Below are 20,788 nucleotides of genomic sequence, written 5' to 3' on the forward strand. Positions count from 1 at the left end.
CCCCTAAAAAGACGAAAAAAGAGCATAGCGTGCTCGAAAGCACGATGCTCTTTGCCCAGGCGACCGGCCGTATATTCCGATGCTCCACCGTGGTTTGATCCACTCTCGTCGCCAGTTACATCGGAAACCGTTATTTGTTCTCATGATACTCCATCGCAGGCCGAAAATCAATCACCAAGGTACGAATTTCAGCGCCCAAAAAGCTTGACAATCAGCTTGTCCATCGCCTGTCCGATCTCGTCCGCGCACTCCTGGTACATGTCGAGCGAACCGCCGAACGGATCGGCGATATCGAAGCCAGGTATGCGGCGTTCAAGCTCGAGCAGCCTGCTGCGTTCCTCTTCGGTCAGCTGTTGGCCGAGTGCCTGCTTCATATGCCACTCCGTGTATAGCGCCTCGAGTTCCGCGATGTCCCGAAGAACCGCCTCGTCGCTCTCCACGTATTCCTTCAGCGTGTAGGTCTTGTCCACCGCATTCGGGAACCGCTGCAGCAAATGACGCTTATGCCCGGTCGTCATCGTCAGCACGAGGTCCGCCCAGCTTACAGCGCCTCCATCAAGCGCGGAGGAACTGCCGTTATCCGGCACCCCCCGCTCACGAAGGGCTGCCCGCGCATGCTCGGAAACCGGCAGGCCGTCGACCGTGGATACGCCTGCGGAGCGCACCTCCACATCAAGTCCGCGGCGCTTCGCCTGATCCCTCAGCATGGCCTCGGCCATAGGAGAACGGCAGGTATTGCCTGTACATACGAATAGAATCCGTTTCACGGTGGTCACAACTCCTTCTATCTTGGGATATGCTGCTTTGTTGCGCTAGGCTATCAAGCACCCCGAAGATCGATGTTATTAAAGGATAAACAACAGCCCAAACGTAAACAAAATGACGCCTCCGCAAGCTTCCCCGTATTCGCCAAGCCCTTTGCTGACCTTCCGCCCTAGCAGCAGGCCGAGAACGGACATAAGCCCGCCGAAGAAACCGAACAGCAGTACCGTCAGCAGCACGTCGGTCGCGAACATCCCGAGTGAGATGCCGACCGAGAACGAGTCGATGCTGACGCTAAGGGCAAAGACGAGCAGCCCGAACAACGACCGGTGATTGAAGGAAGGCGCATCCTCCCCGCGCAGCGAGCTATAGATCATATGGCCGCCGAGCAACAGAAGCAGCGCGCCAGCCACCGTCGTCGCCACCCCGCCGAGCAGCGTGCTGACGTATTGACCGGTGAAGATACCCAGGAGCGGCATGATGATATGGAAGACTCCAATAATGAAGCTTAACTTAATAATATCGAGCAAACGGATTCCTTTCAATCCGATTCCGATGCCAAGTGAAAATGCGTCCATCCCGAGCGCTACAGCCATGATAATAAGCGTTAGCATTTGGCCGGTCTGCAAGCCCGCCTCCAACATTGCGTATCCCCCCTGTCCAAGTCTCATCCTGAGCTTATGCGGACAAGAAGGGAAACATGATTGATTCGAGGGACGGGCATGGCATGGACATTCGGACTTGCCTGCGAAAAAGGGGTTCCCCTGCTTAGACGCGGACGATCCGGTGCCCGGCCGCCTTCACGAGCCGGTTCATCAGCGCGTGGCCGATGCCGCTCTCCGGGCAAGACTCCGCCCAGATTCGCTGCGTGCCCCGTTCGTCGAACGAGCGCAGCGCGGCGTACAGCCCTTGCGCCGCCGTCGCAAGATCGGCGAGACTGCCCATGACGATCACGTCATCGGCGGCGTACTTATCCGCATGTTCCGCGAATGCGAGCACGCCTGTCCGTTCGCCGCGCGCGCCTGCCGCCGATCCCTGCGCCTGCACGTAAGCCACAACCTTCGGAAGCTCGCCCTGCACCAGCTCCATCGTACCTTGCGGCGCGTAGTGGGTGTATTTCATCCCCGGCGAGCGCGGCGCGGCACTGACGGCTGGATCAACCAATGACCGAGCCTGGACATGGAGCTTATCCTTACGTTCATTAGACGTACGGGTCTCCATCGGAGCAATCGTAGCCTGTACGGCGGCAGCGGAAGAAGCGCCGGGTGCGGCTACATCATCGTATTCCACCCGCTCCGCCACGGTAAGCAGTTCCTCCGCCGTAATGCCGCCCGGACGCAGGATGCGCACCGTATCGCCCTCGACCTCCACGACCGTCGATTCGAGTCCGACGCCGGCAGCGCCGCCGTCGACGATCCCGGCGATTCGGCCCGCCAGGTCATCCGCGACATGAGCCGCAAGAGTCGGGCTGGGCCGCCCCGAGCGGTTCGCGCTCGGCGCCGCGACCGGGCAGCCGGCGGCGGCGATCAGCGCCAGCGCCACGGGGTGGGCAGGCATCCGAACCGCCACCGTATCAAGCCCAGCCGTGACGCGCGGCGATACCGCGCCAGGGAGCACGGGCAACACGATCGTGAGCGGGCCCGGCCAGAACCGCTCCATCAATCGTGCGGTCAGCCCGTCATACGGGGCCGCGAGCGACGCGAGCTGCGCGGTATCGGCAATATGGACGATCAGCGGATTGTCCGAAGGACGTCCTTTGGCCTCGAAGATCCGGGCCACCGCTTCGTCGCTGCGGGCATCCGCGCCTAGCCCGTATACCGTTTCCGTCGGGAAGGCGACCGTCTCTCCCTGCTGGAGCAGCTTCGCGGCTTCGGCGATTTCGCTCGCCCGAGGCGAGCTGGCATCGACGCGCCATTGATACGTTGTAAGCATGAAAAGCTCAATCCTTTTTATCCATCTGGTTGAATGGGTCTTGTTAACTGGCTTCATTATAGCACAGCCGCCGGCGTAAAGACTTTCGCAAATGTTGCCCCGGGCACAAGGTGAAACGGCTTGCGCCGTCTTTGATGGCGCAGCGCGTTTCATTCCGGAGACATAGAGGATGATTGATAACCGTGAAACTTTATAAACTCCTATATGTTAACAAAGCCCCGCTAAGCGGTCTGTCTACCGCTGCAGGGCGTCAATCTCTCACTCATTCATCCATTAGCTGAACAGGCCGCCGATCCAGCTGATGATGGATTCGATCATTTCCCAGAGGAAGAACTTCACTTCCGGCGCTTGCTGCTCCCCGGTCGATACGGCAGCGTCTGCGTTCGAGGCTGTGTTCGCGGCACCTGCATCCTTCACCGCGGCATCCTTGGTAACTTCCACGCTGGCAGTCGTCGTGACGGCCGCTGCCGAAGCTTCGCCGCTCACCGCATCCACGAAGCAGAGCGGCGGGAACAGCACGCACCACCAGTTCTGGCCTTCGCCGCTGCCGAGCGTAATGCGGAGCGCTTCGTACTCGCCGGCAGGGTATACTTTGTTGCCGTACATTTTGGTCGGGAAAGGAACGACGCCCAGCTCTGCCTTGAAGCCGTAGTTGAAGCCGCGCTTGGCGAGTTCTCCGGCAACGACGCGTTCAATATCGTGCATATGGGCATGAATCGTCAGGCGCGCTTGCTCGATGGAGGACTGTCCTTCGATCCAGCGGTCCATCTCAGCCACGACCGCATCGCGGACATGGCGCTTCACCGCTTGGTCGACGGCGCTGTCGGAGTTCGCAAGAATGCGCAGACGAATGGATTCCGTAGGGATGTCGCCGCCGGCAATCGCCGCATCGGCACGCTGGCTTTCCCAGCTCATGAACAAGATCGCGAGAATAACGAAGAGATAACCGTAAGACTTCTTATAAGGAAAACGAGAATAAGTGCGGATCATATACACAAGCTCCTTCGCGGCACCCGTCGGTGCTCTTGGCTTGCGTCCCGGAACGTTTATAGCCCCATTATGTCCGGTGCACTTACTCTCTAAACCTCGCTGATTTATGAAAATCTATGAAAATCCAGAAGCGTGCGGACAGCGCGAAAAAGAACCCCGCAGCGCCGATGGCCGCGGGATTCCGCCCTATCACTTCTACTAGCGATCAGCTGTGCTAGATTCCTAGACGGCTTCGCTTTCCTCCTGCTCCTGCTGCGGCTGAGGCTGCAGCGTCACGCTTCTGTTGCCGTCTACGCCGACGGGGACTTCGCCTGCGATCGTGACGCGGCGGACGACGCGATGCTGCTGGCCGTAATCGTTGACCGCGTAATGCTGAGTCGCGCGGTTATCCCAGATGACGACGTCGCCGGCCGACCAGCGCCAACGTACCGTATTCTCCAGACGCGTCACATGCTCCTGCAGGATGCTGATGATCCGGTCCGAGTCGGGGGTCTTCAAGCCCACGATCCGTTTCACGAAGTGCCCCAGCAGCAGATGGCGCTCGCCCGTCTCCGGATGTACGCGAACAACGGGGTGCTCCGTCTCGTAGACCGTGGAGGCGAATACGGCGCGATGCCTGCGCAGGTCTTCAGCCGACACTTCCTTGCGGACCGTCGCCGCATAATCGTAGGCATTCGTATGGATCGCCCGCAGGTTATTGGCCAACTCCTGCAGCTCCGGCGTCAGATCGTTGTAGGCTGCGGCCGTATTCGCCCATACGGTATCGCCGCCCGCCGGAGGAATGACGATGCCGCGCAACACGGAAGCTTTGGGATAAGCCTCGACGAACGTAACGTCGGTATGCCAGGAGTTGGCGCGGCCGCCATGCTCGGAGTCGAGCTCCAGCACCGAGCTGGTGCCCGCTTTCACCGGTACGGTCGGATGCGCGTACAGCTCCCCCAGACGCTTGGCGAAGGCTTCCTGGCCAGCGTCGTCCAGATGGCCCTGACCGCGGAAGAACAGCACTTTGTGAGCAAGCAGCGCTTCTTGGATCGTGTCTACCGCTTCGGCAGGCAGGTCTTCGGTCAGTCGGATGCCTCTTACTTCGGCGCCAATGCGCCCTGCTACCGGAATGATCTCCACTTGTACCTCTTGGCCTTGGATAACTTCACTCATCGTCATGCTCCTCCTTGAGGCAGCGTGCCGCCGCCTGTCATTGTTTTAGGGAACCGCAACTTACTTCAGCGCTTCGGTAACGAAAGTATCATCGACCGCATCCTTGAATACGGCGGCCTTCTTCAGGAATTTGTTCTCGAGCAGAATGTCTGCCGATGCCTGCTGCGATTCGAGCACCTCCGGCGTATACGCCGATAGCAGCGGTGCGCTTCGCTCCAGCACGAGCTTGATAATGTCTTCCGGAATCTTGGTCTGCTCCGAGTAGATCGCCGCAGCCTCATCCGGATTCGCGGTCTGCCAATCGAGCGATTGCTTATACAGCTTCAAGTATTCGACGACAAGCTCAGGATGCTTCTGCGCGAACTCCTTGTGGGCAATCATCGAGACCGGCGCGTAGATGACGGTCTTCGCGTCCAGGATCTTCGCTTTCTTCTTCGTCACGTTCAGCGTCGTATAGGGGTCGATGCTGACCCATGCATCCAGCTTTCCGGCTTCGAAGGCCGCTTGCCCGTCCTCGAATTGCAGGTTGATCAGCTTCACGTCCTGCTGCGTAAGTCCGTTCGCCTGCAGGATTTTGATCAGATAGACGTGCGAGGTTGTACCTTTGGCAAGCCCGATCGTCTTGCCCTTCAGATCGGCAACCGTGGCGATCGGACTATCGACAGGCACGATGACCGTATTGAGGTCCTTGCCTTCGTTAATCAGCCCGATAATCTCAAAAGGCAGCTGGTTCGAGACGCCCGTGATCGCTGCGCCGTCGCCCAGGAACGACAAATCCACGCGCCCGGACACCAGCGACTCGAGCAGCGGCGGTCCGCTCGTGAATTTGCTCCAAGAGACCTCGGCGTTCAGCTTCTTGAAGCCTTCGTCCAGCCAACCCTTCTCCTGGGCGATAACGAGCGGGTTGAACCCGCCATTGATGGCGATGTTCACCTTCACCGGATCCCCGGCTGGAGCCGCCTGCCCCTCCGCTTGGCCGCCTTCGTCCTTGCCGGCAGCGTTAGCGCCCGCTTCCACGCTTGCCGTCTCCTTGCCGCCGGCCGCCGCCGTCTGATTGTCGTTCTCGGTGCCGCAGCCTGCCAGCAGCAGCAGAACCGCCACGATCGCAATAAAGGCAAGATAACCGTTCTTCATGCGCATTGAAAAGCCAACCCCTCTCTGATCTTAACCCGTGCTTGCTCGAACGTTCGTCTTAAAACTTAATAAGGCCGGTCCCCTGCAATGGAGATCCGTTCCGCGACGCGTCGGTTAGGGAAGTAATCCGAGACCGCGTAGTGCTGCGTCGCCCGGTTATCCCAGAGGGCGACCGAGTTCTCCTCCCAATGGAAACGCACCTGATACTCCGGCACATGGGCTTGGCGGAACAGGTAGTTCAGCACCTTCTCGCTTTCCTCCGCCTCCAAGCCGACAATCCGAACGGTGAAGGCCGCGTTGACGAACAAGGTCTTGCGCCCCGTCTCCGGATGGGTACGGACGACCGGATGCTCGGCGGCCGGGAACTCGGCTTGCTTGGCTTCCAGAATCTCCGGCGCGAGATGGCGGCCGAAGGTGCCCGTAAAATCGTGGATAGCTGTCAAACCATCGATCCGTTGTTTCACTTCATCCGGCAAATTGTCGTAAGCGACGGCCATATCGGCCCACAAGGTATCGCCGCCCAGCGGAGGAACTTCGGACAGTCGCAGAACGGAGCCAAGCGCCGGCTCAAGACGCCACGTGACGTCGGTGTGCCACACGTTCTCGTTGCCCGTCATGTTCGCGTTCTTCTCGAACCGCGTCACTTCCTCGCTGCTGCCCCGCGGCAGGAACGGATGCTTCTCCAGCTCCCCCCACTCTTTGGCGAAACGCAACTGCTGCTCGCTGTCGATGCTCTGATTGCGGAAGAAGAGCACCTTCCACTCCAGGAAAGCACGGTGCAGTTCGGCCTTCAATTCAGGCGTGAGCGGTTGCCCCAGGTCAACGCCTTCGATCTCGGCGCCGATGACCGGACCAAGCGGTTTCAGCGTGAACAGCGTGTAAGGGATCTCTTCGATGCCTTCCGGAAGCCGGCGCAATTGGCGAGCACCGGATTTAAGCTCTCGTACGGGATGGTAGCTGCGGGATAAGTATGCGGTCTGACTCATCATGAATCGCCTCCAAAGGGATAAAGTTTTGTAAACATACCTGAATAATCGGATTTAAGGACGCAAAAAAAGACTCGATATCTCAGATGCCAGGCAAGTGCCCGAATCTCTGGTCGTCCAGTCGATTCTAGTCATGGATTCAATTGTGCATACAAGCGGCTAACAGAATGATTCTCTGTTCAGCTTGTGGCGTGAACAAATCGTATCAGCATGCAACGGCTACTGTCAACCCTCTTTTTCCCAAAACGAATCGCGGCTTACGGACAGGGCCCGAGCATGCGAATGAGCAGCTCGATCGTCTCTTCCGTCGCCGGCGCATAACCCCGCATCTCCATCAGCATCAGGTTCTGGATCAAGGTGCCGAATAATGTCGCCAGCTGGATCGGATTCCCCTGCATCACCGTGCCGTCTTGCTGGCCCTCCTCGATCAGCGCTAGCAGAATCCCGAGATTCGCCTTCGCCCGGCCGCGAATGACGCGCTTGTCTTCCTCCTCGAGCAGATCGGTGAAAAGCGCCTGGAGCAGCACCAGGTAGATATCGGCGCTGCTGGCGCTCGGCAAGGAGCGCCTCGCCAGATAGCGGAATTTGTCCGCGGCGTTGCCCTCTACTTCTTCCGCGGCACGCAAGATCTTACCGTATCTGAGCTGCCCCCGTTCGATTACCGCCAGCAGAATCTCCTCTTTGGACTTGAAGTAATTATACACATGCCCATGGCTAAGCCCGGCTCCGGCGGCGATATCGCTGATCTTCGTCAGCAGCCCCCTCGTGGCGAACACATGGGCGGCGGCATCCAGTATTTGTTTGCGCCGTTCTTCGCGCAGCTGTTGATCGCGAACAAGGTTACGTGGCATTTAGGTGCGTCCTCCTGAAGTATCGGCATTCTTTATCTTGCAGACAGTGTACCAGAACCGGCTGAGCGGTGACCACACTTATGTTTTCGGCGGCATCACGCCGGCACCCTTAATTCCGCCCTTCTTAGTGGGGTATTGACATCCGTTTGTCCGCAATGCTAAGATGAGCGACAACATGAATACGCAGTCAGTCAGTTGCGTGAATCGACTAGTCAACCTAGAGATTCGGCAGGCCCCCTGTTTTGGTGCCGCCGGTCTCTTTTTTTGTACCCGGATTCGTCAAACGTAAAAGGAGTGGACGTCTATGCAGCCAGTACTGGAGATCGAACGAGTGAACAAGACCTTCTACGGGGAGCAGGGGACCACCCCTGTTCTTCAATCCGTGAGTCTGGCCGTGCATGAGGGCGACTTCACGACGATCATCGGCCCGAGCGGATGCGGCAAAAGCACGCTGCTCAAAATCATCGCGGGCCTGGATCTGTCGTACGAGGGTAGCGTTCAACTGAGGGGCAAGCGAATCGAGCGGCCGACGCAAGAGAAAGGATTTATTTTTCAGGAGCACCGCCTCTTCCCGTGGATGACGGTCGAGCAGAACATCGCGGCCGATCGCTCCTTGCGCGACCCGGGCGTCCGCAAGGCGGTCGATGAGCTGATCGAGCTCGTGAAGCTGGGCGGCTTCGAGCGGGCCTACCCGCGTCAGCTCTCCGGCGGCATGGCGCAGCGCGTCGCAATCGCCCGCGCCCTCTTGCGGCAGCCGGAAGTGCTGCTGCTCGACGAGCCCTTCGGGGCACTGGATGCGTTCACGCGCGGTCATATGCAGGAGGCGCTGCTCGATATTTGGCAGACGAATCAAACCGCGATGGTGCTCGTCACGCACGATATCGACGAAGCCGTCTTCCTGTCCACCCGGGTCGTCGTCATGGACGCGCGGCCAGGCACGATCAAGGCGATTGTCCCGATCGATCTGCCTTACCCTCGCTCGCGAACGAGCCGCGCCTTCACCGAGCTGCGGACGCTCGTGCTTAATCGGCTCGATCACCGCGCCGAGCTGGAGCAGGATGTTTACAGCATTTAGACCATCGATCAGCAGAAAGGAACGTGAACGGCATGACCGTACCTTTGACAGCGCCCAAGGAGTCGATTCTCGAAGCCGAGCAGCGCGTGCGGCGGAAAGACCTTAGCCGGAGGTGGCGCCTCTTCGCTCGAGGCGCCGCGCTGCCAATCCTCATCCTCGCAGTATGGCAAACCTTAAGCGCTACGGGCGCGATCTCCGAGCAGCTGTTTTCCTCGCCGTGGCTCATCCTGAAGCAATACGCGGCGCTCACCTTGTCCGGCGAGCTGCCCCACCATTTGCGCATCAGTATCGTTCGCGCTTCGCTCGGGTTCCTGCTCGGCGGCAGCGCCGGACTGATCATCGGGCTGCTCGTGGGCATGTACCGCCGCTTCGAGGAAACGGTGAATCCGACCGTGCAGATGCTTCGAACCGTGCCGCTGCTCGCGATTACGCCGCTATTCATCATGTGGTTCGGCTTCGGCGAGCTGTCGAAGGTGCTGCTCATCTCGCTCGGCGCCTTCTTCCCGCTCTACGTGAACACCTTCCTCGGGGTACGCAACGTCGACGCCAAGCTGTTCGATGTCGCCCGCGTACTCGAATTCAGCCGCTTCCGCCAGATGACGAAACTCGTCCTGCCCGCGGCGCTGCCGAATATTCTACTCGGTATCCGCCTGTCGCTGAGCATCGCTTGGCTCTGCCTGGTCGTAGCCGAGCTGCTCGGCGCCGATACCGGCGTCGGCTACATGATCCAGGACGCGCGTGCATTCATGCAGACGGATATCGTGTTCGTCGGCATTACGATTTTTGCCCTCGTCGGCAAGCTGTCGGATTCGATCGTGCGTTACCTCGAGAATCGCCTGCTGCGTTGGCAGGACAGCTACAAAGGGTAAGTCAGCTTAACCGCATACTAAAAATCCCCGTCCTCGGCTTTACGTCGAGGCGGGGATTTCTTGCGTATGGAGCAGGACTAAGACCATTCCTTCGCCGTATCCCGCTTACTGGCGTTGTACGCTCGCTTGAAGAAGTGGGCCAATCCGAGGTAGATCGCCTGAATGGACACATACACAATAAAGGAGTAACCCAAATTCCAACCCTTATATTGAAACACATGGCAGAGCACCGCTATCCATTCATAGGCCGCACCGGCCGCCGAACAGCCCAGCACGTAGAGAGCGGTCCCGAATCCCCGGAAGCGCAGGCGGTCATAGAAGTAGATGAACAAATAGGAGAAAGGCGCATACAAGAAATAGAACAGCAAGTCGAATAACTCGTAGCGCCCATCGTCGTTAATGTTGTACACATCGATCGGCGGGATGCCAAGAAGGAAATCGACGTTCATCGCAATGGTGGGCCCGATGGTATACAGGACGAGCATGACGATGAAAGGGAATCGCTTGGGCAGCAGCAGCGAGAACGAGGCGATAACGACCACCGAAATAATAAGGAACCATTCATTCGCGTCGAAGGACTCGGGCAAGTCCAGCATCATAGTCGAATTTCCCTCCTTGCTACAGTTCGAATCCACTGCCAGGCAGCGAAGGCAACCGCAACCGTGCCGCCCCGGTACAAGATCGAGTACCCGATCTTCCATTCCGGGCTGAAAGCCATGACGTTCAAGCGGACGGCCAGCCCATCCATTCCAAGGAGGACGCCGACAAGAAGCACAAACACGACAAGCTTCACTACCGCCTTGCGGAACATGAGGCTGATGGCGAAGGCATGGAAGACGAGGATCGGAACCACAATCTTGGACATGACCGTGATGGCCAAGATCATCGATACGGACTCGTCGATGTCTATATATTTGCCATTCATCCCGACAAGCCACAGAAAATTGCTGTGCAGAAAAACGAGCAGTCCCCACACCAGAATAGCTTCAAACAAGTGAATCCGCCTTAGGAACACCGTAAACGTTAGCAAACTGAGCACAGCCAAGCTGGCAAACACCGTGATCCCCATTGCAGCCTCCGCGTTGTAGGTATAGGAGGATGATTTCCATAATGGGTGACGGCTATGCACGCCAAAAAGCCAAGGGACGCTCGGACGTGCAAGCGGCGTACCCTGGCTTGTTCTTGGAATTAAGGCGCTGTGGCGATGACATGCCGGTCGATGCCGCCATAATCGCGAATGATCCGAATGTCGCTCCAATGACCGAGCTGCCGCAGCAGATCCGCTACCGCTTCGGCTTGCCCGATGCCAAGCTCGAAGGCGACGATCCGCGGCAGCTGCGCAAGCTTCGGCAGCTGCGAGACGATGATGCGGTACGGATTCAGTCCGTCCTCGCCCCCGTCGAGCGCCAGACGCGGCTCGAAGCCGCGAACCTCGATCTGCAGGTCCTCGATATCCCGCGCCGGAATATACGGCGGATTGGATACGAGAACATCGATCCGCAGCCCGGCGTGCCCATCGCCGCCGGACGCGTCCGCCCCATCCTCGCGCCGCGCGGCGAACGGCGCGAGCAGGTCGCCCTGCACGAACGCCATGCGCGGCGCCGCCCCGTGGCGCGTCGCATTCGTGCGGGCGACTTCGAGCGCGTCCGGCGACAGATCGGACGCGACGACCCGCCACCGCGGACGCAGCGCAGCCAGCGTCACGCCGATGGCCCCGCTGCCGGTGCCGACGTCGAGCACCGTCGGCCCGGGCTCTCCGCCTGCGGCGCCCCCGCCGGCATCCGGCGCGGCGCCGGGCGGCGAATCAACCGCGGCTTGCGGCCATAGCCGGTCCGCCGCCGCGAGCACGGCCTCCACGAGCAGCTCCGTCTCCGGCCGCGGGATAAGCACCGCTGGCGTGACCGTGTACGCCAGCTCGTAGAACCACTGCTCGCCGACAATATATTGGAGCGGCTCGCCATTCCCCTTGCGGTCCACCAGCGCCTGCCAGGCGGCGGTGTCCGCATCGGGCAGCGCCTCGCCCCAATCGCGCAGCAGCCGCGCGCGATCGGCGCCGAGCAGATGCATCATGAGCCGCTCGGCATGCTCGCGCGGTTCGCCGATGCCCCGCTCATTAAGCAGGTGGGCGGCCTGCACGATCGCGCTGCCGACGGTGAGGCGGATAGATCCGCCCCCGTTGCCATGGTCGCCTTGTGTGTGATGCTCCATCAGGATCACGCCTCCTTCGTTTGCATGTTCATTCCTATGTACGCCGCGATATAACCCCGGATTTTCCGCTCCGTTGGCCACGCTCGGTACGGCTGACATGACGCGGACAATCCGCTCGGCGTGCAAATAAAGGCTGCTGACCGTAGTAACCGGTCAGCAGCCCCTTCTTCGATTAGGCCAGGTTTTCTTTCTCGAGCAACTCGGTCTGAGCCGTCAACGTCAATGCGTTGATGATCTCTTCCATGTCGCCGTTCATGACGGAGTCGAGCTTATGCAGCGTCAGGCCGATGCGGTGATCGGTCACGCGGCTTTGCGGATAGTTGTACGTGCGGATCCGCTCGCTGCGGTCGCCCGTACCGACTTTGCTCTTCCGCTCGCCGGCATATTTCGCTTCTTCTTCTTGACGGCGGATATCGGAAATCCGCGCGCGAAGAACTTGCAGCGCCTTCGCCTTGTTCTCGTTCTGCGATTTGCCGTCTTGGCAAGTCGCCATGATCCCGGTCGGCACGTGAAGCACGCGCACGGCCGATTTGGTCGTGTTGACGGACTGGCCGCCAGCGCCGCTGGAGCAGAACGTATCGATCCGGATGTCTTTGTCCAGAATCTCGATTTCGACCTCTTCGACCTCAGGCATTACGGCAACGGTAGAAGTCGAGGTATGGATCCGGCCGCCGGACTCGGTTACCGGAATACGCTGTACGCGGTGAGCGCCGCTCTCGAACTTCAGCTTGCTGTAAGCGCCCTTGCCGGACACCATGAAGATAACTTCCTTGAATCCGCCCAGATCGCTCTCGGTGAACTCCATCAGTTCTACGCGCCAGCCTTGCGCATCGGCGAACTTGTTGTACATGCGGTACAGGTCGTAAGCGAACAAGTTGGCCTCGTCGCCGCCCGCCGCGCCGCGAATCTCGACGATAACGTTCTTCTCGTCGTTCGGGTCCTTCGGCAGCATCAGGAAGCGGATATGCTCTTCAAGCTGCGTCTTGCGCTCGCTCAGCTCGTCGATCTCCATCTTCACCATTTCGCGCATTTCGTCATCGAGCTTCTCGCCGAGCATCACTTTCGCGTCGTCGAGCTGTTCGGTAACTTCTTTGTATTCGGTATATGCCCCATATGCGGGCTGCAAATCGGACTGCTCTTTCGAGTAGTCGCGCAGACGTTTCGGATCACTCGCTACATCTGGATCGCACAACAGCTCGCTCAGCTTCTCATACCGGTCAGCGACTGCTTGCAAACGGTCTAACACGTGCATTCACCCCTAGTGTACTATAGTATCGTCACTTTCACGTTTCATTAGTATATCATATCGCAGCCTGCTCCATAAACGTGCGAATTCTGGGCATTCTTCCTGTTAGCTTTACCCAAAATCTGAAGGAGGAGATCATTGCTGCCGCCATATTCGCTTGAACTCATGCCAAAAGGACCCGGTGCGATCCGGGTCCTTGCTCACGTCCATCCTACACGTTGAAGCGGAAGTGCATGACATCGCCGTCTTGAACGATGTACTCTTTGCCTTCGAGGCGAAGCTGGCCTTTCTCCTTCGCCGCGTTCATCGAGCCCGCTGCCACGAGATCGTCATAGGACACGACTTCGGCACGGATGAAGCCGCGCTCGAAATCGGTATGGATGACGCCTGCCGCTTGCGGCGCTTTCATGCCTTGGCGAATCGTCCAAGCCCGAACTTCCTGTACGCCTGCCGTAAAGTACGTATACAGGCCAAGTAGCTTGTATGCGGCGCGGATGAGGCGGTTCAGACCGGATTCCGTCAGGCCGAGTTCCTCGAGGAACATCTCTTTGTCCTCGCCTTCAAGTTCGGCGATCTCGGATTCCACCTTCGCGCTGATCGGCACCACTTCCGCGCCTTCAGCCGCCGCGAATTCGCGAACCAGCTGCACGTAAGGGTTCTCGTCGGCATTCGCCGCTTCGCCTTCGCTTACGTTCGCGGCGTACAGCACCGGCTTCATCGTCAGCAGATGCAGCTCGCGCACGAGTACGCGCTCATCGTCGCTCAGATCGACCGCGCGCGCCGGCTGGTCGTTATACAGTGCTTCCTTGATCTTCTCGAGCACTTCGACTTCCTGCACGACCTTCTTGTCGCCGCCCTTCAGGTTCTTGCGACTGCGGTCCAAGCGCTTCTCGACCGACTCCAGGTCAGCCAGCACCAGCTCCAGGTTGATCGTCTGAATGTCGCTGATCGGGTCGACCTTGCCCGAGACGTGGGTAATGTTCTCGTCTTGGAAGCAGCGCACGACTTGCACGATCGCGTCGACTTCGCGGATATGCGCCAGGAACTTGTTGCCGAGGCCCTCGCCTTTGCTCGCGCCTTTGACGATTCCGGCAATATCGATGAACTCGAATGCCGTCGGCACCGTACGGTTCGGCACGACGAGTTCCGTCAGCTTGTCCAGACGCGGATCCGGCACCTCAACGACGCCCACGTTCGGATCGATCGTACAGAACGGATAGTTCGCGGACTCAGCGCCCGCCTGCGTGATTGCATTAAACAACGTGGATTTGCCGACGTTCGGCAGACCGACGATTCCAGCTTTCAAACCCATTTATATTACAGCCCCTTATCGCCTAATTAATCTCATGCAATTATACCCGAACGGAAAAGACAATGAAAGCGACAATTGCGTTTCTTGTCCAGTGGACGGGGGTTATCCGTCGCCGCCGCATGAATCCTCCGCCTTGCACGCATACTATCGGTGCTCCGATTTCCATTCGAGGAGGTGATTACGGGTGGAGAACAAAACGCACGAAGGCAACTATGTAGGCACAACGAACATGAAGGCCAAGAATCAGGACATGGCCTTCGTCAACGATACGATCGAAGATGCCAAATCGGTCACGAACTTCCAGAAGACGAAGAATCGTTCGGACAAATAGTTCATGGGCAAAAAATCAGCAAACACCTATTGCGGCGACTCGCGATAGGTGTTTTTTTTGCTGCTTCGTGTGATGGTTTTTTGTACCACGTTGAAGAAGAGACGCCTTACAACGCCGAGACGATCTCCTACATCGCGAAATAATCGATCGTTCTTTATGAATGCCTATATTTCAAAAAAGACACCTTCGCGGTGTCTTTTTTCGTTATGCGGCGCTGTCGTCCTACACCCACGCATCCTTCGCGTAACCCCGTTCCTCCCAATACCCGGTATGATCCTCGTCGATGAGCTCGACGCGGTTCAGCCACTTGACCGACTTGTAGGCGTACATCTTCGGCACGACCAAACGCACGGGGCCGCCGAGATCGCTCGGGATCGGTTTGCCGTCGTGCAGGACGGCGACCATCACGTCGTCCATGCTGGCTTGCTCCATGGAGAGGGAATCGGTGTAGACGCCATCGCCGGAGTAAAACTTGACGGTGCGCGCCGTCGACTTCACGCCTGCCTGCGCCAGCAGCTCCTTGAGCGGGATCCCTTCCCATGTGTTGCTGTAGACCGACCAACCGGTCACGCAATGGAAGTCGCTGACCTGAACCTTACGGGCGAGCTGCACGAATTGCTCCCAATTCCAACTCAGCTTCTGCTCCACGAGCCCATCTACGGTAAACGACCAACTGGCGTTATTGAACGATGGGATCGGCGTCACGGTGTAGACGCGGAAGCTGCCTTGGCTTCCGCCGCCGATCGGCGGCGAGGAGGCGGCCAGCGGCTGCGGCGCCGGCACCATCCGGTTCGCGTCCTGCACGATCAGCTCCTCCGTGCTCTCGCCGGAGCCGAGCGTCTTGCCGAACCACTGCAGGAAGGACGGCCCGAGCGTAATGGCCAGGCCCGCTCCGACCGCCGTGCGGATGAAGGCGCGCCGCGACATGACCGCCTGCGGTCCCGCAGCCGGATGCAAGGCGCCTTCCTTGTCTGGTTTGTCCGTCTTCACGGTGCGGCGGTGCGGCTCCTTCAGCCATTTGACCCGCGTGATGGAATGATAGATGATGTACGGCAGCCCGATCCACGTCAGCAGATCGTGGACCAGCAGCGCCGCGTTCGATACGCGAGGTCCCACTGCCCGGAACTGCCAGAGCAGCAGGCCGGAGAGCAGCCAGCCGACGAGCAGCGCCAGCACCACGATCACATTGGCCCGCTGCCAAGGCTTGCCGCGCAGCTGCTTCCAATGCTTCCCCGCCAGCAGCAAGTAGTAGATCACGGGCACAAGCGATGCCACTCCCGCCACAATATGCCCCCATCGCACCCATACCCGGCCTTCGCCGAGCAATCCGCGCCAGAAGCCGCCGAACAGAATAAGCCCCGTCAGCGCCAGAATGACAACGAGCCATCCGTTCCACGTATGTAGGAGGTTCAGCTTTCGCCCGTACCCTTTTCTCAAGCTCGCCAGCCATTCCTTCACCATGCCTCGCCTCCATCCGAATCTATTGCTAACTATTATTATACTTATATACATAGACGCAAGATAATCCACAAAGAGATCGCTTGAAACGGATTCTTTTCCTATCCTAGCGGGAGGTCACATCCGTATGTTGCTAGCCCTGCTCATTCGCCCCGCAATACAAACGCAAAAAAGGTCCGTTCGCCCCTAAGAAGCGATCGAACCGTTCTCCGCATTGCCTAATACCCTTACGCCGCTTACAGCAGCGGCTCCATGCCTTGCTCGATCCATTCCTCGCGCGACGGTCCGTAGAGTCCCGGCACCCGTAGTCCCGCTTGGCGCATCAGCACCGTCATCTGGCCTCGGTGATGCACCTCGTGCATGATGAGAATATGGAGCGTCAAGCCGTTCGGCCACTCATCCCCGTACATATTCGCCGTCTTCAGCAGCGTCTCGTCCGTCCACTGTTCTTTGACCGCCGCCAGCACTGCCGCGCTCGAAGTCCTGTACGCCTCCGCGATGACCGCCGCCGACGCCGGCGCCTTCTCATCCTCGCCTGCAGCCGGGAACGTAAGGCCGGTGCGGGATAGCATCTCGTGAATCGATGTCGTGATATGCCAGGCCAGTTGGCCGAGCGGCCTGTGGTTCGGGGCGATCGTCTGCTTGAGCGATTCGTCCGTTAGCGCGTCCATCACGCGTTGCGTGCCTTGCGTTTCGTGGAGCCAACTAGCTTCGAAGCTTGCGATTGAAGTAAACATGGGTCATCTTCCTCCTCATAATGGCTAGCATGTAGGATATCCATCCGTATGCTTCCACTATACCCAGGTATCGCTGACAGCATTATGGCAGTGTTCGTTCGTACATCCGGACAATTTCTCTTGCCTTGGCGGCAAGCGCGTGGGCAACCTCTTTCGGCTCCACCACCGTCACATCCGTCGCGTACCCGAGCAGCATGCTGTACAGCCAAGGCTCATCCGGCTGCGTCGTCGTCACGAGCAGCGTCCCTTCAGGCTCCGCCTGAATCTGCCCCGGTTCAAAATAATCCATCACCCGCGCCTTCACCCTCGGCTGAAACCGCAGCACCAGCGTCACGAGAGGATGCTCGCTCTGCATCGCTTCGCCGATTTGGCAGTAGCTGAGCGGCTGGGGGACGCCCGCGCGGCGCTCGAAGCTCCGCTCTAACACCTGCAGCCGCTCGATGCGCGACAACCGGAAGGTTCGATAGTCTCCCCGAAGCAGGCAGTAGCCGTACAAATACCAGGCATACCCCTTAAGCACGACTCCCATCGGCTCGCACTCCCGCAGCGAATCCTCGCCGTGCCTGCTCGTATAGGCGAACTGCACGACGCGATTCGTACGGATCGCCTCCCGGACAATGCCGAGCAGCTCCTTGTCCGCTTGACCGCCATGCCATGGATTGATATCGATAATGAGCTGTTCGCTCATGCGGTTCACGTCGCTGTGCTCCGAACGCGCGACGAGCGCGCCGACCTTATCGAGCAGCACCGCGACGTCCTGCTCCTCGAGCGACGAGCGGATCCCCCGCAGCGCGATGATGATCGACTGCAGCTCCTCCATCGTCAGGAACTGCCGGTCGAGCCGATATTGATCCATAATCTCATAACCTCCGGACGCCCCCGCGTAACTGACGACCGGGATCCCGGCTTGATTGATCGTCTCCAAGTCGCGGTACACCGTCCGCAGCGACACCTCGAACCGTTCGGACAACTCCTTGGCGCTAACCCGTCGGCGGTTGAGCAGCAGCATCGTAATGGCAAGCAAGCGATCCAGCTTCACCTTAAGTTCTCCTCCCTGCCGTTCTCTCGTCTGCTGAACATACCAGAGGGAGGGCGCCCGGGGCAATAGCCGAAAATTACCATTTTTCTTCCAAACGGGGCGCACAGTACCTTCGCGGCAAAAGCGGCCTGATCAGACCTCCGCTTTACACCGCCTTGCGTATGAAATATCCCCAGCCACCCAGCAGGAACACGACGAAGCTCACCAGGATGACGCCGAGCAAGGTCTCCGGCGACAGATTGAAGGCGCCGAACCCCATCTCATCCCGCGGCACCATGGCCAGCAGCGGCTGCGCCCATGGATAGTAAGGCCCATACTGCGCGGAGTTGATGATCAGGATATTCGGGATCGTGAAGATCACGTTCACCGCGAGCGGCGCGGCGAAGCTGGACCATGCGACCGATACCGCCAATTGCAGCGCGGCGAGCGGCAGGCAGGCGAGCCAGCCTCCTAGCGCCGATACGAGCAACATCCGCCACGGGATCGGCTCCGCGAAGCCGAGCAGCAGCCCTGTCGCCAGCAGCGCCGCCAGGAAGAGCAGCTGCGTAATCGCCAGCAGCAGCATAATGTAGATGAATTTGACCGCATAGACGGAGCTGCGGGAGACCGGCAGGGCGAGCAGCTGCTTCCAGCCTCCGCCGGTGTGTTCGAACCGGCACAGGAGCGCGGCGAACACGCCGGTCAGCAGCGGCAGGAACAGCATCGCATGCAGCAGCCCCATGATGCCGAGCGCGATCTGCCACACTCCCTCTTGGCCGTTCTCATAATCTCCAGCGCTCAAGAAGCCGGTCACGCCAGCAAGCAAAGGGCTGATGACCGCAAGCGCCCAGATGACGGTCCGGCGCAGCTTCATCCATTCCGAGCGAAACATCCGCATCATTATTTCACGTCCTTTCCGGCGAATTGCAGCATGCCGATCAGCAGCAGCACGACGCCAAGCCCGATGCCGCAAGCTACGCTGTAGAGCGGTTCTCCCGCCGCATTGATGAGATGGGGCCACTTGTACGGCACCCAGTCGTCGAACCGCGAGCCGAACATGCCGACGATCATCCCGATGATGCCGACCGTGAGCGGCACCGCCTGATTCGCCATCGTGATGCTCAACCATACTTGCAGCACCATGAGCGGCAGGGCCGCCAGGAACGGATAATACACCAGCTCGGCCAGCCGTCCGTACGGGATAGCGCCGGCGTCGAAGCCGAGCACGAAGCCGAGCGCCAACGTTCCGATCAGCATGAGCGTACAAGAGACGAAGAGCAGCAGCACGTGCAGCAGCGCTTTACCCGCGAACACCGCCGACCGCGACACCGGAAGCGCCAGCAGCTGCTTCCATGCATTCGTCTGATGCTCGATGCCTGCCGCCATCGAAGCCAGAATCGCGATGCCGATCAGCAGCGTCGGCAGCGCCAGCGTCACCACGTTGCCGATCAGCCCGCCCCACAGATCGTCCGCATACTGGTCGGTCAAATAGTCGTACCTTAGGCCGAAGTTGACCGCCTGCAGCAGGATGACGCCGACAGGTCCCAAGACGACGAGGAACCAGACCATTTTGCCGCGAATCTTGAGCAGCTCCGAAGCTAGAATGCCCCGCATCAGAGACTCCCCTCCCCGCCGGTCATGTTCAGGAAGATTTGCTCTAGCGACGCGCTCTCCTCCTGCACCCGATAGACCGCGAATTCGTGCTGCACCAGCGCCGCTACCATCGTCGCGACCGCCTTGTCGTCGGTCAGCTCGGCCGTTAGCTGTTGGCGATCCCAATCCACATGGTAGCCATGGGCAAGCAGCATGCGCCAGGCTTCCTCAGGCTCGCTGACCGCTAGCTGGATGCGGCTTCGCGCCTGCTGCCGGAGCACTTGCGTTTCGTCTTGAAAAATCATTTTCCCCTTGGTAATGATGCCGACGCGATTGGCCATCTGGTCGATCTCCGACAATAGGTGGCTTGATACGAGGATCGTCACGCCGTGCTCCTGCGGCATCCGTTTGATCAATTCGCGAATCTCGAGAATGCCCGCCGGGTCCAGGCCGTTCGTCGGTTCGTCCAGCACGAGCAGCTGCGGCTGTCCGAGCAGCGCCGTTGCGATGCCGAGCCGCTGCTTCATGCCGAGCGAGTACCCCTTCACCGCCCGCCGCGCTTCCTTCGTCAGCCGGACGACCTCCAGCACCTGGTCGATCCGCGAGCGCGGCACGTCCAGCAGGCGGCGCACCGCTTCCAGGTTGTCGTACGCGGTCAGATGGCCGTAGAAAGACGGATACTCCACCAGCGATCCGACCTTCCGCAGAATCTCGATCCGCTTCCGCGCCAGCTCGTGGCCGAAAATATGCACATGCCCGTAAGTCGGCTTCGCCAAGCCCAGCAGCATGCGGATCGTCGTTGTTTTGCCCGCGCCGTTCGGGCCGAGAAAACCGTAGATGTCGCCTTCCTTGATCCGCAGGTTCACATCGCTAACGACGGCTTTGCCGCCCAGCTTCTTCGTTAATTGATTCGTCTCCACAATCCACTTGCTCATTGTCCCTCACCTCTGAACCCTATCTTACAAGGCGAAGGTTAAGCTCCGCGGGCGGCTCCGTTTAAGAATAGGTTAAAAAAAGGGCGTTGCCCTTTCAATCCCATTTTCCGTTGCCTCCCCCACCCCTCCAACGGAGGGGATGCAAGCTTATGCTTCCGAAGCGAGTTTTCCGCTGGAAAACTTTTAGCCACGGCCC

At 59.3% G+C, this 20,788-nt stretch carries 22 protein-coding genes and 1 riboswitch; of the genes, 3 read left to right on the forward strand and 19 right to left on the reverse strand.

What is annotated here, in order from left to right:
* Positions 1-46: 46 nt before the first annotated feature.
* Positions 47-129, reverse strand: a riboswitch (ZMP/ZTP riboswitch).
* A 59-nt stretch (positions 130-188) separates the two neighbouring features.
* The 8 genes from FHS18_RS13005 to FHS18_RS13040 form a co-directional block, all read right to left on the reverse strand.
* A complete protein-coding gene (locus tag FHS18_RS13005) occupies positions 189-767 on the reverse strand; it encodes an arsenate reductase/protein-tyrosine-phosphatase family protein (RefSeq protein ID WP_183600500.1) in 579 nt (192 codons plus the stop codon).
* Between the two features lie 78 nt (positions 768-845).
* Positions 846-1,406 (reverse strand): manganese efflux pump MntP, encoded by a 561-nt coding sequence (locus FHS18_RS13010; protein WP_183600501.1) that lies wholly within the window; start codon positions 1,404-1,406, stop codon positions 846-848.
* A gap of 124 nt (positions 1,407-1,530) precedes the next feature.
* Entirely contained in the window at positions 1,531-2,694 is a 1,164-nt protein-coding gene (locus FHS18_RS13015; protein WP_183600502.1) for an L-threonylcarbamoyladenylate synthase, read from the reverse strand.
* A 273-nt stretch (positions 2,695-2,967) separates the two neighbouring features.
* Positions 2,968-3,684: a stage II sporulation protein R gene (gene spoIIR / locus FHS18_RS13020; RefSeq protein WP_183600503.1), complete on the reverse strand. Its 717-nt coding sequence runs from the start codon at positions 3,682-3,684 to the stop codon at positions 2,968-2,970.
* Positions 3,685-3,906: 222 nt separating this feature from the next.
* The gene (locus tag FHS18_RS13025; protein ID WP_183600504.1) at positions 3,907-4,839 is read right to left on the reverse strand and encodes a TauD/TfdA dioxygenase family protein; all 933 of its coding nucleotides are present in this window, start codon (positions 4,837-4,839) and stop codon (positions 3,907-3,909) included.
* A gap of 60 nt (positions 4,840-4,899) precedes the next feature.
* Complete coding sequence (locus tag FHS18_RS13030) at positions 4,900-5,979, reverse strand: aliphatic sulfonate ABC transporter substrate-binding protein (protein ID WP_183600505.1); 1,080 nt, start codon at positions 5,977-5,979, stop codon at positions 4,900-4,902.
* A 59-nt stretch (positions 5,980-6,038) separates the two neighbouring features.
* A complete protein-coding gene (locus tag FHS18_RS13035; protein WP_183600808.1) occupies positions 6,039-6,959 on the reverse strand; it encodes a TauD/TfdA dioxygenase family protein in 921 nt (306 codons plus the stop codon).
* A gap of 257 nt (positions 6,960-7,216) precedes the next feature.
* The gene (locus FHS18_RS13040; RefSeq protein WP_183600506.1) at positions 7,217-7,810 is read right to left on the reverse strand and encodes a TetR/AcrR family transcriptional regulator; all 594 of its coding nucleotides are present in this window, start codon (positions 7,808-7,810) and stop codon (positions 7,217-7,219) included.
* Positions 7,811-8,114: 304 nt separating this feature from the next.
* Between FHS18_RS13040 and FHS18_RS13045 the strand changes: the two genes are divergently transcribed.
* On the forward strand, positions 8,115-8,885 hold the full coding sequence (locus FHS18_RS13045; RefSeq protein WP_183600507.1) for an ABC transporter ATP-binding protein: 771 nt from the start codon (positions 8,115-8,117) through the stop codon (positions 8,883-8,885).
* 32 nt (positions 8,886-8,917) lie between these two features.
* Positions 8,918-9,754: an ABC transporter permease gene (locus FHS18_RS13050; RefSeq protein ID WP_183600508.1), complete on the forward strand. Its 837-nt coding sequence runs from the start codon at positions 8,918-8,920 to the stop codon at positions 9,752-9,754.
* A gap of 77 nt (positions 9,755-9,831) precedes the next feature.
* On the opposite strand, the gene FHS18_RS13055 is transcribed toward FHS18_RS13050, so the two are convergent.
* The 5 genes from FHS18_RS13055 to ychF all read right to left on the reverse strand — a co-directional run bounded on the left by FHS18_RS13055 (position 9,832) and on the right by ychF (position 14,520).
* Complete coding sequence (locus FHS18_RS13055; protein WP_183600509.1) at positions 9,832-10,353, reverse strand: hypothetical protein; 522 nt, start codon at positions 10,351-10,353, stop codon at positions 9,832-9,834.
* On the reverse strand, positions 10,350-10,823 hold the full coding sequence (locus FHS18_RS13060) for a hypothetical protein (protein WP_183600510.1): 474 nt from the start codon (positions 10,821-10,823) through the stop codon (positions 10,350-10,352). Before FHS18_RS13060 ends, FHS18_RS13055 begins: the two co-directional genes overlap by 4 nt.
* Positions 10,824-10,942: 119 nt before the next feature.
* A complete protein-coding gene (prmC, locus tag FHS18_RS13065; RefSeq protein WP_183600511.1) occupies positions 10,943-11,962 on the reverse strand; it encodes a peptide chain release factor N(5)-glutamine methyltransferase in 1,020 nt (339 codons plus the stop codon).
* Positions 11,963-12,134: 172 nt separating this feature from the next.
* Entirely contained in the window at positions 12,135-13,208 is a 1,074-nt protein-coding gene (gene prfA / locus FHS18_RS13070; RefSeq protein WP_183600512.1) for a peptide chain release factor 1, read from the reverse strand.
* Between the two features lie 211 nt (positions 13,209-13,419).
* Positions 13,420-14,520: a redox-regulated ATPase YchF gene (ychF, locus tag FHS18_RS13075; protein ID WP_183600513.1), complete on the reverse strand. Its 1,101-nt coding sequence runs from the start codon at positions 14,518-14,520 to the stop codon at positions 13,420-13,422.
* A 184-nt stretch (positions 14,521-14,704) separates the two neighbouring features.
* Here ychF and FHS18_RS13080 point away from each other — a divergent pair, with 184 nt between their 5' ends.
* On the forward strand, positions 14,705-14,851 hold the full coding sequence (locus tag FHS18_RS13080; protein ID WP_183600514.1) for a hypothetical protein: 147 nt from the start codon (positions 14,705-14,707) through the stop codon (positions 14,849-14,851).
* A 222-nt stretch (positions 14,852-15,073) separates the two neighbouring features.
* Here FHS18_RS13080 and FHS18_RS13085 read toward each other — a convergent pair whose 3' ends face one another.
* From FHS18_RS13085 to FHS18_RS13110, 6 genes are all read right to left on the reverse strand, one after another.
* Positions 15,074-16,309 carry a molybdopterin-dependent oxidoreductase gene (locus FHS18_RS13085; RefSeq protein ID WP_409348559.1) on the reverse strand — a complete coding sequence of 412 codons (1,236 nt, stop codon included), beginning with the start codon at positions 16,307-16,309 and terminating at the stop codon, positions 15,074-15,076.
* 236 nt (positions 16,310-16,545) lie between these two features.
* Complete coding sequence (locus FHS18_RS13090) at positions 16,546-17,046, reverse strand: DinB family protein (protein ID WP_183600516.1); 501 nt, start codon at positions 17,044-17,046, stop codon at positions 16,546-16,548.
* 82 nt (positions 17,047-17,128) lie between these two features.
* Positions 17,129-18,085: a helix-turn-helix transcriptional regulator gene (locus tag FHS18_RS13095; RefSeq protein WP_343060522.1), complete on the reverse strand. Its 957-nt coding sequence runs from the start codon at positions 18,083-18,085 to the stop codon at positions 17,129-17,131.
* Positions 18,086-18,230: 145 nt separating this feature from the next.
* Positions 18,231-18,965 (reverse strand): ABC transporter permease, encoded by a 735-nt coding sequence (locus tag FHS18_RS13100; protein ID WP_183600517.1) that lies wholly within the window; start codon positions 18,963-18,965, stop codon positions 18,231-18,233.
* Entirely contained in the window at positions 18,965-19,678 is a 714-nt protein-coding gene (locus FHS18_RS13105; RefSeq protein ID WP_183600518.1) for an ABC transporter permease, read from the reverse strand. The genes FHS18_RS13100 and FHS18_RS13105 overlap by 1 nt, the downstream gene beginning before the upstream one ends.
* Positions 19,678-20,592: an ABC transporter ATP-binding protein gene (locus FHS18_RS13110; RefSeq protein ID WP_183600519.1), complete on the reverse strand. Its 915-nt coding sequence runs from the start codon at positions 20,590-20,592 to the stop codon at positions 19,678-19,680. The genes FHS18_RS13105 and FHS18_RS13110 overlap by 1 nt, the downstream gene beginning before the upstream one ends.
* Positions 20,593-20,788: the final 196 nt, after the last annotated feature.

The organism is Paenibacillus phyllosphaerae (assembly GCF_014192105.1).
GTDB classification, from domain to species: domain Bacteria; phylum Bacillota; class Bacilli; order Paenibacillales; family Paenibacillaceae; genus Paenibacillus_Z; species Paenibacillus_Z phyllosphaerae.

What these genes read in the sequence shown, in the direction of transcription:
- FHS18_RS13010 (WP_183600501.1), bottom strand. Translation starts at nt 1,406, where the DNA reads ATGTTGGAGGCGGGCTTGCAGACCGGCCAAATGCTAACGCTTATTATC.
- FHS18_RS13015 (WP_183600502.1), bottom strand. Translation starts at nt 2,694, where the DNA reads ATGCTTACAACGTATCAATGGCGCGTCGATGCCAGCTCGCCTCGGGCG.
- spoIIR (WP_183600503.1), bottom strand. Translation starts at nt 3,684, where the DNA reads ATGATCCGCACTTATTCTCGTTTTCCTTATAAGAAGTCTTACGGTTAT.
- FHS18_RS13025 (WP_183600504.1), bottom strand. Translation starts at nt 4,839, where the DNA reads ATGAGTGAAGTTATCCAAGGCCAAGAGGTACAAGTGGAGATCATTCCG.
- FHS18_RS13030 (WP_183600505.1), bottom strand. Translation starts at nt 5,979, where the DNA reads ATGCGCATGAAGAACGGTTATCTTGCCTTTATTGCGATCGTGGCGGTT.
- FHS18_RS13035 (WP_183600808.1), bottom strand. Translation starts at nt 6,959, where the DNA reads ATGAGTCAGACCGCATACTTATCCCGCAGCTACCATCCCGTACGAGAG.
- FHS18_RS13040 (WP_183600506.1), bottom strand. Translation starts at nt 7,810, where the DNA reads ATGCCACGTAACCTTGTTCGCGATCAACAGCTGCGCGAAGAACGGCGC.
- FHS18_RS13045 (WP_183600507.1), top strand. Translation starts at nt 8,115, where the DNA reads ATGCAGCCAGTACTGGAGATCGAACGAGTGAACAAGACCTTCTACGGG.
- FHS18_RS13050 (WP_183600508.1), top strand. Translation starts at nt 8,918, where the DNA reads ATGACCGTACCTTTGACAGCGCCCAAGGAGTCGATTCTCGAAGCCGAG.
- FHS18_RS13055 (WP_183600509.1), bottom strand. Translation starts at nt 10,353, where the DNA reads ATGATGCTGGACTTGCCCGAGTCCTTCGACGCGAATGAATGGTTCCTT.
- FHS18_RS13060 (WP_183600510.1), bottom strand. Translation starts at nt 10,823, where the DNA reads ATGGGGATCACGGTGTTTGCCAGCTTGGCTGTGCTCAGTTTGCTAACG.
- prmC (WP_183600511.1), bottom strand. Translation starts at nt 11,962, where the DNA reads ATGGAGCATCACACACAAGGCGACCATGGCAACGGGGGCGGATCTATC.
- ychF (WP_183600513.1), bottom strand. Translation starts at nt 14,520, where the DNA reads ATGGGTTTGAAAGCTGGAATCGTCGGTCTGCCGAACGTCGGCAAATCC.
- FHS18_RS13090 (WP_183600516.1), bottom strand. Translation starts at nt 17,046, where the DNA reads ATGTTTACTTCAATCGCAAGCTTCGAAGCTAGTTGGCTCCACGAAACG.
- FHS18_RS13100 (WP_183600517.1), bottom strand. Translation starts at nt 18,965, where the DNA reads ATGATGCGGATGTTTCGCTCGGAATGGATGAAGCTGCGCCGGACCGTC.
- FHS18_RS13105 (WP_183600518.1), bottom strand. Translation starts at nt 19,678, where the DNA reads ATGCGGGGCATTCTAGCTTCGGAGCTGCTCAAGATTCGCGGCAAAATG.
- FHS18_RS13110 (WP_183600519.1), bottom strand. Translation starts at nt 20,592, where the DNA reads ATGAGCAAGTGGATTGTGGAGACGAATCAATTAACGAAGAAGCTGGGC.